Below are 14,858 nucleotides of genomic sequence, written 5' to 3' on the forward strand. Positions count from 1 at the left end.
CGTATATGTCGATTGATTCATGGGCCAGATCAATGGACAAAATATGGATTTTTTTTCTTAGGCCATGCTATGTTCCAACAGGTATTCGGCGATTTGTACGGCGTTGGTAGCTGCGCCTTTGCGGAGGTTATCGGCCACGATCCACATGTTCAGGGTATTTGGCTGGGATTCATCCCTTCTCAGACGCCCTACAAATACCTCGTCACGCTTGTGGGCAGTGAGCGGCATCGGATAGATCTTGTTGGCTGGATCGTCCTGCAGCACCACTCCCGGAGTATTTGCCAGGATCTCCCGGACTTCGTCCAAGTCAAAATCCTTGTGGAACTCCACGTTGACAGACTCTGAGTGCCCGCCCATGGTTGGGACGCGGACGGTTGTCGCAGTCACTTGGACGCTCTGGTCGCCAAATATCTTCTTGGTCTCATTGACCATCTTCATCTCCTCTTTCGTGTATCCATTGGGTTGGAAAACGTCGATATGGGGAAGCACATTCATGTCAATCCTGTAAGGATACACCATTTCAGCTGGCTCTCCCGCACGCTCGGCCATCATTTGGTCCACCGCTGCTTTTCCTGTTCCGGTCACAGACTGATAGGTAGACACAACGATGCGCTTGATACCATATTTCAACCTGAGTGGGTTCAACACCACCACCATTTGGATGGTTGAGCAGTTGGGATTGGCGATGATGCGGTCATCAATCCTTAGGTCCTTGGCATTGATCTCCGGAACCACCAGTTTCTTGGTAGGATCCATCCTCCATGCCGAGGAATTGTCGATCACAATCGTGCCAACTGCCGCGAACTGTGGAGCCCATTCCAAAGAAGTGCTTCCACCTGCGGAAAAAATTGCGACGTCAGGCTTCTCGGAAACAGCCTGTTTCAATCCTATCACCTTATATTCCTTACCCTTGAAGGTCATGACCTTGCCAACAGACCTTTCGCTGGCGACCAAGAGTAATTCGTCAAAGGGGAAGTTGTGCTCATCCAGCACTTCTAGGATTTCCGAGCCCACCAATCCGGTGGCTCCTACAACGGCTAGTTTCATTTTTCTAAATTGTTAAATGGATTTTTTGAATTGAACCGCAAAGGTAAACCAAGAATTCCCATTTCTAACAGAAAATCGGGAAGAAATTGGGTTTCTTTCAATGAAACGGCCAAAATCCTGAAAAATATTGAACAGAAGGAAGTTAAACGTTTACAAACGGGATGAAAACGGAGAGATTCTTTATTTTCATCCCGATGGTTTTGTCTGCGAAAATAACGATCGTTCCAGTAATCCTTGCCTGGGTGATGTTGGGGTTTGTTCCCAAAGTAGCTGCTCAGGTACAAGGATTTGAGGATGCGTTCGAAATTGTCAGCCATCCGGAGGAGTTTTTGCCATTTTGGTCTGCCAACGAGGTGAGGAGCACCAGCTCAAGGATTTTTCAGGCGCCGGGCAAAGGAAGGAACGATTCCAAAGCCTTGGCAATTCAGCCGCTGAGCACCTTCGAAGGGCAAGTATTTTTCCGAATCGAAAACTTGGATTTCCAAAACCCCAAATTGGCCTTTTTCGCCCGGACGGAATCCAACGGAACGGGCAACCGACCTGCTTTGCTTTTCCTTTCGTTTGCCAGGGAAGGAGAAACGGTGTTCACCAACAATATACAGATCGGAAATTCCGAAACTTTTCCCAACAAGAACACAGCATTTCAACTGTTCGAAATCCCAATTCCCGAACCATTCAAAAACCTGCGAAACTTCACCATCCGGTGGTCTATTTCGGTCGGGCCGGGAACTGGTTCTGCTGCGAGGGTTTTCTTGGATGATATAGGCCTGTGGGAATCGGATGCGGTTGTGGATCCGATAAAATTCCTCCAAACCAAGCCTTTGAACCCCTTCTGGGTGGAACTCGGTGCTGACCGAGAAATGGATGAAATCGGGCTGAATCAGATTCGTTTAAATGGAAATCCACCATTTTCGGTTATTCAGCCAAACGATACGCTAATTTGGATAGAGTCATCCGAACCACTGCCAGCCTCCCCGATCGACATTGAACTCTATGAAGTAAAGGAAAAATCAGGCGCTATCACTCCCGAGGTTCTTATTTCCATTCCAAACGATGTAATACGGCTAGGCAGAATTGCCCCCATTTCCCCCGAAGTGCTTTTGGTGCAGTTTTCACATCCCTACACACAGCCCTCTGTCAGCCAGACTGCAAAATTCCTCATCAATGGAAAAAACCCCAAAGACGTTGAATTGTTGGCTGATGGCTTTTCGATCAAGCTCAGGCTGAGCGAAGAACTTGTCCCAGGGAAGTCTTTCATTCTTGAATGCAGGGAAATTACTTCCGCATTGTCAGGCGGCACAGCTCCAATCCTTCGAGAAACAGCCTTTTTTGTGGATGGCATTTCGGAGGTCCAAGCAATCGATCCAAAAAGCATTTTGATTTCCCTGAAAGAGCCGGTCCGTACAGAAGATGTCGGCAAGGAAAAGTTTGGATTCCAAGATAGCCCCGAGATCGCATTCAAATTGGAATTTCCAGACCATAAGACCATCTTGCTTCGGACGGAGTTCGAATTGGAAGAAGAGAAAGAATATCTCCTCCAAATTCCCCCGATGACAACGGTTCGGGGCTTTACTTTACCGGGAATCTGGAAGACCGTCGTTTGGGATAAATCCCCACCCGAGTTGACCTATGTGGTCCCTGTTCAGACAAACAAGCTTATGTTGGTCTTTTCCGAAAATTTGGATCCTGCCTTTGCCCTCAACAAAGATGCCTATCGGATTGGGACAGATACTCCCAGCTCCGTCGAACTTCAGCCAAAGCCCAACCAAGTGCTGACTGCTTGGAAACAGAGTTTCTTGGAAGGTTCAGACTATCTTTTAGAAATCTCCGGCATTTTCGATCTGCAAGGAAACCAAAACAACTTGCAAAAATTCCCATTCACCTACGAAAAACCCAATCCGATAGGCTTTAAGTCTATCGTCATCAATGAAGTTATGCCTGCGCCAAGGGCAGGAAATAGTCTTCCCAACGCCGAATATGTCGAAATAATCAACACCGGTGAAAGCCGAATCTTTCTTGGCGGGATGCAATTGGCCAATTCGAGAAGGCAAAGCCAAATACCTTCCATTTCCCTGGATTCAGGCGAACTCCTCATCCTTTGTTCACGCACACATGTACCGCTATTGAGCAGATATGGCATGGTGCTCGGACTAAGCAACTGGCCAAGCTTCCTCAATTCGGGAGACAATATCCGATTGATCTCAGCAGAGGGTGAAGTTTTGGATAGCCTCAAATACACGACCGCGAGTTTTGGGGGAAGCACCTTTGCAGGCGGAGGATACAGTCTGGAAATCGTCAATCCGTACTTGGAGTGCTTTTTACCCACCAATCTCAAGGCTTCCCAAGCGCCGGAAAGGGGAACTCCCGGAAAACAAAACTCAGTCTTTGACCCGAGCCCGGATTTGACACCGCTCCGTTTTATCGAAAGTCTGGTGATCAATGATAGCCTCGTTGTGTTTCGATTTAACAAGAACCTGCAACCAACAATTTCGAAGGTAGATGTGGAAATTACACCAAGGATCGACATTCGGAAAATCAGTTTAGGTTCCGAGCCAAACGAATTGTTCCTCGAACTTTCCCCGGGAATTTTAAAAAACACAATTTATCGTCTTGCGGTAAAAAATCTCCGCGCCTGTACCGGCAACGCGCTCGAAGATGACTCCCAAATCGTTTTCGTCAAGCCTTCTAAAGGCGAAACAGGAGACTTGGTCATCAATGAGGTGCTGTTTAATCCAAGGACGGGCGCACCAAAGTTTGTCGAGATCTACAATACCTCAGAAAAATACATCAATCTCAGGGACTGGAAATTGGCCAACTTGGACGGTGATGGAATGGTCGCTAACCGAAGAGTGGTTTTTGATACAGACTATCTACTAGCCCCAAAAAGCTATCTTGTTTTCACCACCGACATCGAACAACTAAAGGCAGAATACCCAAAAGGTATCGAGAGCCAGTTTGTAGCGCTAAACCTGCCAAGCTATCCGGTTCAGGCGGGAAACGTTGTTTGGATGAATCCGGATGAATCAATTCAAGAAATATTCTCCTATGACGAATCAATGCATCACCGCCTTTTGAAAGAAAAGAAAGGTGTCTCTTTGGAAAGATCTTCGCCCTGGATTCCCGCATCCGATCCCAACAATTGGAAGTCCGCATCAGCATTCGAAGGATTCGCAACGCCGGGATATCGGAACTCCACAAACTATGAGATGAATTCAGGAGTTGGAATTACCGTCGAACCAAAGGTCTTTTCACCCGACGCTATTGGCGGTGAAAGGTATACCACGATCGGTTATTCGCTGGATCAGGCCGGCTTCATCGGCACAATAGCGATTTATTCAGCCGGAGGTACACTCATCAAAGAGATTTGCCAAAATGCGATCCTTGGAAATTCGGGGATTTATACCTGGGATGGGACAGATCAAACTGGACGCAGAGTGAGGGCAGGATACTATGTGGTCTGGATCGAGCTCTATGACCTAAATGGAAATATCCAACAAATAAAAAAGACTGTTGCCGTTGGTACAAATTTCTAAAAACCAATTGGTTACAAATCTGTTTTTTAGTAAATTCAGGAAACCTCCTCACCAATATGATGCTCAACGATATAATAAACCAAACTTTAAAAACCTACTATATCCAAAAAGGAAAAGCGATTGCCGTGATCAGGCGATACCTTGGCCTGAAGTACCGGATATTTGTAGATGAACAATCCCTACGGCGTCGGATTTCGCAAATGGGTGCAGTCTAAAAAAAACCGTCTCAAGGCGGTTTTTTTATTTTGTTTTTAAAATGAGCACCGTATTTTAGGGGACTTTTCAATCACCCTCGCTTTGATTGGAAGCAAAAAACCTAATGAAAAAGCCATGAGCCAAGAAGGAAAAACCGCTTATTCTCCCGAGGAACTAAAGGAATTCGAAGAAATCATATTGCAGAAACTTAGTGTTGCCAGAGAAGAGCTCGCTTCGTTGAAAGAGACGCTGAGCAAGAAGAACGACTCGGGAACCGACTTTACGGCATCCACGTCCAAGTTGCTTGAAGACGGCGCGGATACCTTGGAAAGGGAGAGTCTGAGCCAATTGGCCGCGAGACAGCAGAAGTTCATCATCAACCTGGAAAATGCACTCATCCGCATCAAGAATGGAACCTATGGCGTGTGTGTGGATACAGGGAAGTTGATTGCCAAGGAGAGGCTGAAGGCCGTGCCCCATACCATGCATTCCATTGAGGCTAAGTTGGCCAAAAAATAGTTGGACTTTCTACACCGCCATATTGAGGCACTGATTTTCTGCGCTCCTGCGCCCTTGGGCTTGGAGGAGATACAACGCTGTCTATCAGAGATGTTCGGTTCGGAAATACCTTCGGAACACGTCTCTGAGGCAGTCGAGGCCCTGAGAGAGAAGTATTCAAAAGATGAATATTCCTTCACGATAGAAAATCTTGGCGGTGGTTACCAATTTTTGACAAAACCCGCCTATCAGGCCAGTATTTCGATCCTTTTGCGGCAGCAATCCCATAAAAAGCTGTCTACCGCCCAACTGGAAACATTGTCCATTATCGCCTACCGCCAACCTGTCACCAAGACCGAAATTGAACATATACGCGGCGTCAATTGCGATTATTCCATCCAAAAGCTCCTCGAAAAAGAACTGATCGCCATCAAGGGAAAATCCGACTCGGTAGGCAAACCGCTTCTATATGGAACGAGCATCAAGTTCATGGAATATTTTGGAATCAACTCTCTCCATGACCTGCCACAGCCGAAAGATTTTTCACAGGAGGAAAACCAAATCGGAGAGATCAAAGAGTAAGTCTACTCAATCTTTTTGACCGATGCATGGGCGGAGATAAGGTATTTTCGCCCAGTGTTCAATTCAGCGCAAAGTATCCTGGTCCGCCGAGTCAATTCCTTTTTGAATCTCCGGCCTTGCAGTTCAAAAATCCCACCGACAGGCAAATCTACCAGCAAAGCCCCTCCGGCATCCGACTGCTCGTAGCCCCGCATCACCCGACCCAAAAACAAATCCGCACCCGAGCTCGCCTTTGGGTTTTGCATATGACGCTTGAGGGCATGAAGAATATCCTTTGGAAAAACCGCATCATTCAAAACTGGCACCATTAGTTCCCTAAAGGTCATCTTCCACTCCAAGCCATGGGGAAGTATTTCCAGTCCATATTTCTCAAAAGCGCGAAAATGCGCCACTTCATGGATAAAGGTCACCAGAAACTGATAAGGATGCAGGTCATGGTTGATTGTGATCGTCTGAATCTTCCGGTCACGGCGATAGCGAAAATCCCCTAATTTGCTTTGCCTGGCCTTTGTGATAAAAAAATTGAAGGGTTTTTCCTTCCACAAATTCCAACAATACTGGGCCGCAGCCTCAGGCACATGCTTTTGAAAGGCTGCAAAGAATTTATCCTCGTTTTTCACGACGGAATTTATACAATTCCAAAAAAAAAAGTCCTACATCACTGCAGGACTTTTCTTTCAGAAGGAAGTTGAATTAATTTTTAACTTCTTCTTTAACTTCTTCAGTAGCTGTCTCAACAGCACCTTCTACTTCTTCAGTAGCTTCTTCTACTACTTCTTCAGTAGCAGCAGGAGTTTCTTCGATGACAGTTTCAACTTCAGTAGACTCTTCAGTTACTTCTTTGTTGCCGCAAGAAGCAGTGAACAACAAACCTGCTACAGCGAACATTGCAAATACCTTTTTCATAATTTTGTTTGGTTTTTTGAATAAGCACGCAAATGTAATTCCATATTTCAGATTAACAATGCGCCATTCAAAAAATTATTCTATTTTTTCTTATAGGTAATCTTTATCGGAACTCCCTCAAAGTCAAAGTTTTCCCGCAATCGATTTTCCAGGTATCTGGTGTAGGGTTCCTTGATATACTGTGGCAAATTGCAGAAGAAGGCAAACACAGGATTTTTGGTTGGCAACTGGGTTATGTACTTTATTTTGACATATTTTCCCTTCCATGCCGGTGGTGGATACTTCTCAATCTCTGGCAGGAGCTTCTCGTTCAACTTGGAAGTAGGTACCTTGTGGGTCTTGCTTTCAAATACTTTCACCGCCAATTCGATTGCCTGGAAAATCCGCTGCTTCGTTTCAACAGATGTAAAAATGATCGGAATCCACTTGTTTTCCCCAAGTTTCTCGATCATCTCTTTTTTGATCTTATCCATGGTCTTGTGGTCCTTTTCAACCAAATCCCATTTGTTGACCATGATGATGATGCCTTTGTTGTTTTTGATACCAAGCGTCACCAGGTTCATGTCTTGGGACTCAAATCCCCGTGTGGCATCCACCACGATGATCAATACGTCAGAGTCCTCGAGTGTACGCAGTGAGCGCATGACCGAATAAAACTCGATATCTTCCTTTACTTTGGCTTTCTTCCTGATACCCGCCGTGTCGGTGATGATAAAATCTTTACCGTAAAGTTTGTACCTCGTGTGGATCGCGTCCCGCGTCGTACCTGCCTCATCTGTTACGATGGCGCGCTCTTTTCCTAAAAGGGCATTGAGAAAGGAGGATTTGCCCACATTGGGTCTACCCAAAATGGCAATCTTTGGGATTCCTTCATCTGGATCTTCCACACCTGGGTCAGGAAAGTGCTTAATCACCTCGTCCAGCAGATCACCGGTACCGCTACCGCTGATCGCAGCAATAGGGAATACCTGATTTTCTCCCAAGCCTAGTTCATAAAACTCTGCAGCATTCAATACCTGCGTGGCGGTATCGGCTTTGTTGGCCACAATATATATGGGTTTCTTGCTGGAACGAAGCACCTGCGCAAACTCCCTGTCCAAATCTGTCAATCCATCATGGCAATCCACCACAAACAAAATCACGTTTGCTTCCTCGATGGCCAATTTTACCTGTTTCCTGATTTCGGCTTCAAAGACATCCTCCGAGCCTGTCACATAGCCACCGGTATCGATGACAGAAAAAAACCTGTCACCCCAAGTCGCATGCCCATAATGCCGGTCCCGGGTGACGCCACTCACGTTATCTTCTATGGCTTTTCGCTCTTCCACCAGCCTGTTGAAAAAGGTGGATTTGCCCACATTCGGTCTCCCGACGATTGCTACTATGTTTGCCATTTTGTTTGTTCTTTATTGGTCGTAACCAAATTTCCTTAACTTGTTTTTGTCCTTTCTCCAATCATCCTCGACTTTCACGAACGTCTCCAGGAATACTTTTTTCCCAAAGAATTTTTCCATTTCCTCCCTGGATTGGATTCCGACTTTTTTGAGCATTTTGCCGCCTTCGCCGATCAGAATACCCTTTTGGCTCACTCGTTCGACATAGATAATGGCCCTGATCCGGATGATTTTTTCCTCTTCATAAAAATCCTCGATCGCCACCTCGCTGCTGTAAGGAATTTCCTTTTTGTAATTGAGAAAGATCTTTTCACGAATGATTTCGGAAGCAAAGAAACGCTCCGGCCTGTCGGTAAGTTCATCCTTGTCATAAAATGGCGGATGCACAGGAAGCCTATCCAAGATTTCCACCATGATTTTCTCGGTGTTGAACTTCTCTGTAGCTGAAATTGGAATCACCACTTCTGCTTTGAGCCTTTGGGTCCAATAAGCGATCACTTCATCCAATTTGTCACCTTTGTTCAGGTCAATCTTGTTGATGACCAGAAGCACAGGCACACCTGAATCGTTTATCTTCTTGATAACATCTTCAATTTCCGCGTCGGTCTCGTACAAATCCGTGACAAAGACGATCACGTCTGCGTCTTCAAGGGAAATATGAACAAATCCCATCATGCTCTTATGAAGCTCGTATTTCGGCTTGAGCATGCCAGGCGTATCAGAAAACACGATTTGGTAATCCGGCTCATTGATGATGCCCATAATGCGGTGCCTTGTAGTCTGCGCTTTGGACGAGATAATGGAAAGTCGCTCTCCTATCAGCACATTCATCAAAGTGGACTTACCCACATTGGGTTTACCGACGATATTGACGAAGCCAGCTTTGTGGGAATCTTGGGACATTTGAAGAAATTTTCCGCAAAGGTACGCTAAATTTTGGTGGCTTAACCGCATAAACCAAATAAACTTCTGAAATACAAGGCTAATCTAAGCTCCCGTGAAATTTATATGCAGGTAAAACGAGAAATTCCTTCCCGCGCAAAACCAAAATGACGGGATCAAATCCAAACAATCTTGAAGAAATAATTGATAAATTTTATCTTCCTTTGGCATTTGAAAAAAATAGCGCTACCTTTGTACCACTAAATCGCGGGATGGAGCATCCACGATAGCTATCGGGAGGTAGCTCGTCGGATCAAGATTCTAAGATTTGCCACATCGCGGGATGGAGCAGTTGGTAGCTCGTCGGGCTCATAACCCGAAGGCCACAGGTTCGAGTCCTGTTCCCGCTACAAGAATAGCCTCATACTAACAATATGGGGCTATTTTATTTTCAGACAATACATTCTCGCACCCAAAGGCCAAAGGTTCGACCCACGATGACTATCGGGGCTGTTCCCGCTACAAGAATAGCCTCATACTAACAGTATGGGGCTTTTTTGTTTTCAGACAATATATTCTCGCATACAAAGGCCACAGGTTCGACCCACGATGACTATCGGGGCTGTTCCCGCTACACTTAATCCAAGCTAGAGTCTTTAGGTTTTACTTGTTGGGACTTTGGTTTTTCGAATGTGAGCTAACTTCAGAACCGCGCTCTTACAAGCCAAGGGTTGTCTTGTTCGGCCTCGGAAGAAGGCTTTCCGATTCCAAAGAAAACTCATATCAAAAAGGCAATTTCCCCAAATCCACGTTCCCGCCGGAAAGAATAATCCCGACTTTTTTTCCCCTGAACCGCTCCTTATTCTTCAGCAAAGCTGCCAAGGGAACAGCACAGCTGGGTTCAATCACAATCTTCATCCTTTCGTACACCAGGCGCATGGCTTCTATGATTTCCGTATCGTCCACCGTAAGGATATCATCGACGTACTGCATGATGATTGCAAAATTGAGTTTGCCGAGTGAGGTAAGGAGGCCGTCTGCGATCGTCTTAGGTCCCTCCATGGGGATGAGCTTCTTGGCATAAAATGACCTGAACGCATCATCTGCTCCTGCTGGCTCCCCCGCGATCACCAATGTGGATGGAGAGATATACTTGGTGGTCAGAGCCGTACCCGCCAACAGGCCGCCACCACCAACAGGAGCCATAATGACATCAAATGGGATATGCTCATCCCACATTTCCAAGGCACAGGTTGCTTGCCCTTCGATGACATCGTAGAAGTCGTATGGCGGTATGAACATAGCGCCAGTCCTGTCCACAACAGCTTGGAGGGTGGTTTCCCTTGCCTGCAAGTTAGGCTCGCACTCGATGATTTCACCTCCATAGCCCTTTACTGCCTTTTTCTTGATTTCAGGTGCATTGGATGGCATGATGATATAGGACTTGATTCCCGCGACGGAGGCCGCCCTCGCCAAGGCCGCTGCATGGTTACCACTTGAATGGGTTGCCACACCGTTCTTTTTTTGTTCTTCTGTCAATTTCGCCACGGCGTTGGCTGCGCCACGGGCTTTAAAGGCTCCTACTTTTTGAAAGTTTTCGCATTTGAAAAAAATCCTGCAACCGGCCATTTCATCGATAGCCGTCGAAGTTAATATGGGCGTGCGATGGATGAATGGTTGGATGCGGAGGTGTGCGTTTCGGATATCCTCAAGGCTCGGGAATTTCATTGGCTCGTTCATGGAATTAAAGATACGGCACCAGCCGAAAAGCAGCAAAACAATTATCTTTGGCAGCTATGAAAACCCCTACAGCTGCCGAGAGACTTTTCGAAAAACTTTCATCCTTTCCCGTAATGGGAGTGCGGTTGAATCCCAAAAATTCCATTTCGATGGACTTTTCCGCCGCAAATCCTACCCTCGCCACACTCGACCTGAAGGATACAGAGGCATTCAATCGCTTCGTTTTTGACCAACTGGAAAGTGCCAATGTGAAGTTTGGCTTCGGTGGATATTTTGAAAAACGCGCAATCTACCAACGTAGCCAAGTCTTTGGGCTTGGAGCGGAAAAATTCAGAAATATCCACCTTGGAATAGATATCTGGGCAGAAGCGGGGACACCTGTTTTTGCGCCACTTGATGGAAAAGTGCACAGTTTTCAAGATAATGCGGGTTTTGGGAACTATGGCCCGACAATCATCTTGGAACACGAATATGGAGGTGAGGTCTTTTTTACATTATATGGCCATCTCAGCCTGACTGATCTTGAAGGGCTAAAGTCGGGACAGTTTATCGCGGCGGGCCAAAAATTCTGCCATCTCGGTTCTTTCTCCGAAAATGGAGATTGGCCGCCCCATCTTCATTTGCAACTGATTTTGGATATGGGCGGAAATTGGGGGGATTTTTCGGGCGTATGTGCCGCTGAGGACGAAGCGAAGTTCCGCTCCATCTGTGCTGATCCAAGTGTTTTTCTTTGAGATTGTTTAGCCAAGATTGGCCATAGTAATCAATCTGATCCCCTCCAAGGTGAGGTTTCGATCCACTTTATCGAACAAATGTTGAACGTTGGAAAGAATAGAAGACAATCCTCCGGTGGCTACTACAGGACATTTGCTTCCCAATTCCTTGAAAATTGATTCCAGCATGCCCGTTACGAGTCCTGAATAGCCATACAGGATGCCCGATTGGATGGAATGAGTGGTGTTTTTGCCTAGGACAGATTTGGGAAGCTTGAGTTCTACTTCGGGAAGCTTGGAAGTATTGGAAAAAAGTGCCTTGATCGCCGTTTTTAGTCCCGGAACGATACTCACTCCCAGTACCTTACCGTCTTCCCCGACGACCGTAAACGTGAGCGCCGTTCCAAAGTCCACGATCACGCAGGCGCCACCAAAATATTCAAACGCAGCTGTGACATTGCACATCAGGTCACTTCCGATCTCGTTGGGCCGAGCTGTAGAGACTTTCAGTTTTTGGTAGCTCCGCCCCTCTATCAAGTAGCAGGGCTTTCCGAAAAACTCCCTGCAAAACTGTTGAAGTGCCGCATTGATCTCAGGAACCACAGACGATATACCGATTTGATCAATTTGAAAGGGCTTCAAATCGTTTTCGAGAAAAAAGAGGTGCATCTCCTTTTCGATTTGCAAAGCCGTCAAGTCTCTAAGCGTATTGATTCGGTACTCAAATTTCCAAGTCAGCGAATGCGTATCAAAAAATCCGAATGTGATATTTGTGTTACCTGCGTCAACAGCTAGAAACATGTAAATTACTTTTTGATGAAATGTTTTTGCCCAATTGAGATGAAAGCGACGCAAGAAAATTTCCTTCATACCCGCTTTGCACCAAATATATCAAATGATTTTTTGAGGAATTGTTTTTTGGTAATTTTCCACCATGTATACAATCAGAGAAGGAAAATTGGAAGACCTGCCGAGGGTTTTGGAACTGGTCAAAGAACTTGCAGTTTATGAAAAAGCACCTGAACAGGTCACCAACACCCTGGAAAAAATGGAAAAAGATGGATTTGGACCAAAACCCATTTTTGGCTTTTTTGTAGCGGTCAATAACCAATCCGGGGAAATCATTGGCATTTCCGTTTACTACTATCGGTATTCGACCTGGAAGGGAAAAAGGCTTTACCTTGAAGACATCGTGGTCACCGAATCCGAACGCGGAAATGGTGCGGGCAAACTTTTGTTTGACAGGACGATGCTAAAATGCTTGGAGGAGGATTGTTCCGGAATGACCTGGCAGGTATTGGATTGGAATACCCCAGCAATCAATTTTTATAAGAAATACGGAGCCGAACTGGATGGAGAATGGGTCAATTGCCACCTGCAATCAGATGAAATCAAACGGATATTGAATAAATAAGCCAATTGGAAATCTTCTAAAACCACTTTGATCGGAAAGATTGACCCATCGTTGAATCCAAGTGGTAGATTTATTGATTTAGACATTTTGGTTTGGGCAAATCTATTGCCATATGTCCCAGCATATCCAAATTCATTTAATGGGAAAACATTTGTCAAGTTTCAAATTCGACAATCATGCAGATCAATTTAAGCAATCAGAGAATACTTGTAACAGGTGCATCCCGGGGTATCGGGAGGGCAATAGCAACCCAGCTCTCAGAATCCGGTGCAGAGGTCTTGATCCACTATCACAAAAACTTGGAGGATGCAGAAAGCCTTCAATCCAGTCTACACAACCCCTCGCATTTGGTTCAAGTCGATTTGTCCGATCTGTCAAAAGTTGTTGGATGGATACCAAGATTGATCAAAAAATTCGGCAAAATCGATGCAGTGGTCAACAATGCAGGCATTGCAATCTCGTCACCCGATAACTCAGCTACCCCAGATTGGCTCAGCGCATGGCAACAAACGATGGATGTCAACACGACTTCCCTCGCTGTTATCTGCAAGGAATTTTTGGAGCATGCACAGGAAAACAAAAATGGTAGAATCATCAATATATCTTCCAGGGCCGCATTTAGGGGAGACACAAAGGACTACCTAGCCTATGCAGCTTCCAAAGGAGCTATTGTGAGCCTGACGCGATCCATAGCGAGATACTACGGAAAGGAAGGCATCAAGGCATTTCTTATTGCACCCGGTTTTACGAGGACAGACATGGCACAGGATTTCTTTGACCAATACGGAGAGGCCTATGCACTCAATGACATTGCTCTTCCCCAATTGACCGAGCCAAAAGATATCGCACCAATCGTCACGTTGCTATGTTCTGGATTGGCAGACCATGCCACGGGTTGTACAATCGACATCAATGCCGCATCATATGTACATTGATTCATAAAAATTTAATGAATGAGGGAAAACGGGCTCCCACACTATACCTGAAGGCTCCGAATCTTAGACAAAGCTGGAAGGGAAATGTTGAATCGGAAAATAATCGTGATGATTTAGATAATTTAATAGGAAAAAGTCAGACAATTTGTGTTTAAATCAGTTATATCTGGGAGTAAGGAAAATATTTATTGAAGAAGGAAGTTCAAACGTCAAAATCAGTAAATATGAAAGAGCACGCAGTGATGGAAACCCCCTTGGGAAACGTAAGGGTAGAAGTTTGGGACGGATATTTGGTAAGCCTGCAATTCACTGAAGACACACCCACCGATGAATTTTTGGACGGCATATTAATGGACGTCAGGATCCAGCTCGGTCTATATTTTCAGGGAAAACTAAAAACATTTGATATCCCCGTTGCGCTTGGAGGTACCGACTTCCAACATCGCGTTTGGATGGAAGTGAACAAAATACCTTTCGGGAAAACAACGACCTACGAAAAGATAGCCTTTAAACTGGGCAATCCGAATGCTGTCAGGGCAGTTGGGACAGCCATTGGGGCTAATCCTATTTTGATCATGCTTCCTTGTCACAGAATTTTGGGGAAACATGGACAACTCACTGGGTATGCAGGAGGGCTTTGGCGAAAATCAAGATTATTGCAAATCGAACAAAAAGAGGCAGTTGGATTGCAGGTAAAAATTAATTTTTGAAATCGATCGCTCTCAATCTGTTGTCCACCATCCGAAATTAAAGATAATACGTACGTTTTAGGTCTCATTTTCAGTTATTCTCCTTTCTGCCTTGGGAGATATCCAATACCCATCCCCAGCGGGAATTGGATTCAAAAAGTGTAAAAAGCAAAAAGCCAGCAGAGATTGCTGGCTTTGGATGTTGTGGCGGCGGCCTACTCTCCCGGGTGCGACCCCAGTACCATCGGCGCTGCAGGGCTTAACTTCTCTGTTCGGGATGGGAAGAGGTGGGGCCCCTGCGCTCGGCCGCCTAGTCTTTCTGTACCATGT

At 45.7% G+C, this 14,858-nt stretch carries 15 protein-coding genes, 1 tRNA gene and 1 rRNA gene; 9 read left to right on the forward strand and 8 right to left on the reverse strand.

The window, feature by feature from the left end:
- Nucleotides 1-57: 57 nt before the first annotated feature.
- Nucleotides 58-1,047, reverse strand: a complete 990-nt coding sequence (locus L0U89_RS13295) for an aspartate-semialdehyde dehydrogenase (RefSeq protein WP_008624027.1) — start codon at nt 1,045-1,047, stop codon at nt 58-60.
- Nucleotides 1,048-1,208: 161 nt separating this feature from the next.
- Here L0U89_RS13295 and L0U89_RS13300 point away from each other — a divergent pair, with 161 nt between their 5' ends.
- The 4 genes from L0U89_RS13300 (at nt 1,209) to scpB (ending at nt 5,855) form a co-directional block, all read left to right on the forward strand.
- Nucleotides 1,209-4,580: a lamin tail domain-containing protein gene (locus L0U89_RS13300; protein WP_234861970.1), complete on the forward strand. Its 3,372-nt coding sequence runs from the start codon at nt 1,209-1,211 to the stop codon at nt 4,578-4,580.
- 56 nt (nt 4,581-4,636) lie between these two features.
- Entirely contained in the window at nt 4,637-4,795 is a 159-nt protein-coding gene (locus L0U89_RS13305) for a hypothetical protein (RefSeq protein ID WP_234861971.1), read from the forward strand.
- 115 nt (nt 4,796-4,910) lie between these two features.
- Nucleotides 4,911-5,294, forward strand: coding sequence for a TraR/DksA family transcriptional regulator (locus tag L0U89_RS13310; RefSeq protein WP_040478832.1), 384 nt, complete (start codon nt 4,911-4,913; stop codon nt 5,292-5,294).
- Complete coding sequence (gene scpB / locus L0U89_RS13315) at nt 5,295-5,855, forward strand: SMC-Scp complex subunit ScpB (RefSeq protein WP_234861972.1); 561 nt, start codon at nt 5,295-5,297, stop codon at nt 5,853-5,855.
- 2 nt (nt 5,856-5,857) lie between these two features.
- Here the strand turns inward: scpB and L0U89_RS13320 are convergent, their stop codons facing one another.
- From L0U89_RS13320 to era, 4 genes are all read right to left on the reverse strand, one after another.
- The gene (locus L0U89_RS13320; protein ID WP_234861973.1) at nt 5,858-6,475 is read right to left on the reverse strand and encodes a transcription elongation protein SprT; all 618 of its coding nucleotides are present in this window, start codon (nt 6,473-6,475) and stop codon (nt 5,858-5,860) included.
- Between the two features lie 73 nt (nt 6,476-6,548).
- Complete coding sequence (locus L0U89_RS13325) at nt 6,549-6,761, reverse strand: hypothetical protein (protein WP_040478815.1); 213 nt, start codon at nt 6,759-6,761, stop codon at nt 6,549-6,551.
- An 80-nt stretch (nt 6,762-6,841) separates the two neighbouring features.
- Nucleotides 6,842-8,155 (reverse strand): ribosome biogenesis GTPase Der, encoded by a 1,314-nt coding sequence (gene der, locus L0U89_RS13330; RefSeq protein WP_234861974.1) that lies wholly within the window; start codon nt 8,153-8,155, stop codon nt 6,842-6,844.
- 12 nt (nt 8,156-8,167) lie between these two features.
- Complete coding sequence (gene era / locus L0U89_RS13335) at nt 8,168-9,058, reverse strand: GTPase Era (RefSeq protein WP_234861975.1); 891 nt, start codon at nt 9,056-9,058, stop codon at nt 8,168-8,170.
- Nucleotides 9,059-9,374: 316 nt separating this feature from the next.
- Between era and L0U89_RS13340 the strand changes: the two genes are divergently transcribed.
- Nucleotides 9,375-9,447: transfer RNA gene (locus tag L0U89_RS13340), tRNA-Met, on the forward strand.
- Nucleotides 9,448-9,820: 373 nt separating this feature from the next.
- Here the strand turns inward: L0U89_RS13340 and L0U89_RS13345 are convergent.
- On the reverse strand, nt 9,821-10,777 hold the full coding sequence (locus L0U89_RS13345) for a pyridoxal-phosphate dependent enzyme (RefSeq protein WP_234861976.1): 957 nt from the start codon (nt 10,775-10,777) through the stop codon (nt 9,821-9,823).
- A gap of 149 nt (nt 10,778-10,926) precedes the next feature.
- Between L0U89_RS13345 and L0U89_RS13350 the strand changes: the two genes are divergently transcribed.
- Complete coding sequence (locus tag L0U89_RS13350) at nt 10,927-11,511, forward strand: peptidoglycan DD-metalloendopeptidase family protein (RefSeq protein ID WP_234861983.1); 585 nt, start codon at nt 10,927-10,929, stop codon at nt 11,509-11,511.
- A gap of 6 nt (nt 11,512-11,517) precedes the next feature.
- On the opposite strand, the gene L0U89_RS13355 is transcribed toward L0U89_RS13350, so the two are convergent.
- Nucleotides 11,518-12,291: a type III pantothenate kinase gene (locus L0U89_RS13355; protein WP_234861977.1), complete on the reverse strand. Its 774-nt coding sequence runs from the start codon at nt 12,289-12,291 to the stop codon at nt 11,518-11,520.
- A 133-nt stretch (nt 12,292-12,424) separates the two neighbouring features.
- On the opposite strand from L0U89_RS13355, the gene L0U89_RS13360 reads away from it, so the two are divergent.
- The 3 genes from L0U89_RS13360 to L0U89_RS13370 all read left to right on the forward strand — a co-directional run bounded on the left by L0U89_RS13360 (nt 12,425) and on the right by L0U89_RS13370 (nt 14,549).
- Nucleotides 12,425-12,904, forward strand: a complete 480-nt coding sequence (locus L0U89_RS13360; protein WP_234861978.1) for a GNAT family N-acetyltransferase — start codon at nt 12,425-12,427, stop codon at nt 12,902-12,904.
- 176 nt (nt 12,905-13,080) lie between these two features.
- Nucleotides 13,081-13,839 carry an SDR family NAD(P)-dependent oxidoreductase gene (locus L0U89_RS13365; protein WP_234861979.1) on the forward strand — a complete coding sequence of 253 codons (759 nt, stop codon included), beginning with the start codon at nt 13,081-13,083 and terminating at the stop codon, nt 13,837-13,839.
- A 224-nt stretch (nt 13,840-14,063) separates the two neighbouring features.
- Nucleotides 14,064-14,549 carry a methylated-DNA--[protein]-cysteine S-methyltransferase gene (locus L0U89_RS13370; protein WP_008624060.1) on the forward strand — a complete coding sequence of 162 codons (486 nt, stop codon included), beginning with the start codon at nt 14,064-14,066 and terminating at the stop codon, nt 14,547-14,549.
- Between the two features lie 181 nt (nt 14,550-14,730).
- Here the strand turns inward: L0U89_RS13370 and rrf are convergent.
- Nucleotides 14,731-14,842: ribosomal RNA gene (rrf, locus tag L0U89_RS13375) — 5S ribosomal RNA — on the reverse strand.
- Nucleotides 14,843-14,858 lie beyond the last annotated feature (16 nt).

This window comes from Mariniradius sediminis (assembly GCF_021491425.1).
In the GTDB taxonomy this organism is placed as follows: domain Bacteria; phylum Bacteroidota; class Bacteroidia; order Cytophagales; family Cyclobacteriaceae; genus Mariniradius; species Mariniradius saccharolyticus.

Coding starts and splice junctions, on each gene's coding strand:
- L0U89_RS13295 (WP_008624027.1), bottom strand. CDS start 1,047: ATGAAACTAGCCGTTGTAGGAGCCACCGGATTGGTGGGCTCGGAAATC.
- L0U89_RS13300 (WP_234861970.1), top strand. CDS start 1,209: ATGAAAACGGAGAGATTCTTTATTTTCATCCCGATGGTTTTGTCTGCG.
- L0U89_RS13305 (WP_234861971.1), top strand. CDS start 4,637: ATGATGCTCAACGATATAATAAACCAAACTTTAAAAACCTACTATATC.
- L0U89_RS13310 (WP_040478832.1), top strand. CDS start 4,911: ATGAGCCAAGAAGGAAAAACCGCTTATTCTCCCGAGGAACTAAAGGAA.
- L0U89_RS13325 (WP_040478815.1), bottom strand. CDS start 6,761: ATGAAAAAGGTATTTGCAATGTTCGCTGTAGCAGGTTTGTTGTTCACT.
- der (WP_234861974.1), bottom strand. CDS start 8,155: ATGGCAAACATAGTAGCAATCGTCGGGAGACCGAATGTGGGCAAATCC.
- era (WP_234861975.1), bottom strand. CDS start 9,058: ATGTCCCAAGATTCCCACAAAGCTGGCTTCGTCAATATCGTCGGTAAA.
- L0U89_RS13345 (WP_234861976.1), bottom strand. CDS start 10,777: ATGAACGAGCCAATGAAATTCCCGAGCCTTGAGGATATCCGAAACGCA.
- L0U89_RS13350 (WP_234861983.1), top strand. CDS start 10,927: ATGGACTTTTCCGCCGCAAATCCTACCCTCGCCACACTCGACCTGAAG.
- L0U89_RS13355 (WP_234861977.1), bottom strand. CDS start 12,291: ATGTTTCTAGCTGTTGACGCAGGTAACACAAATATCACATTCGGATTT.
- L0U89_RS13360 (WP_234861978.1), top strand. CDS start 12,425: ATGTATACAATCAGAGAAGGAAAATTGGAAGACCTGCCGAGGGTTTTG.
- L0U89_RS13365 (WP_234861979.1), top strand. CDS start 13,081: ATGCAGATCAATTTAAGCAATCAGAGAATACTTGTAACAGGTGCATCC.
- L0U89_RS13370 (WP_008624060.1), top strand. CDS start 14,064: ATGAAAGAGCACGCAGTGATGGAAACCCCCTTGGGAAACGTAAGGGTA.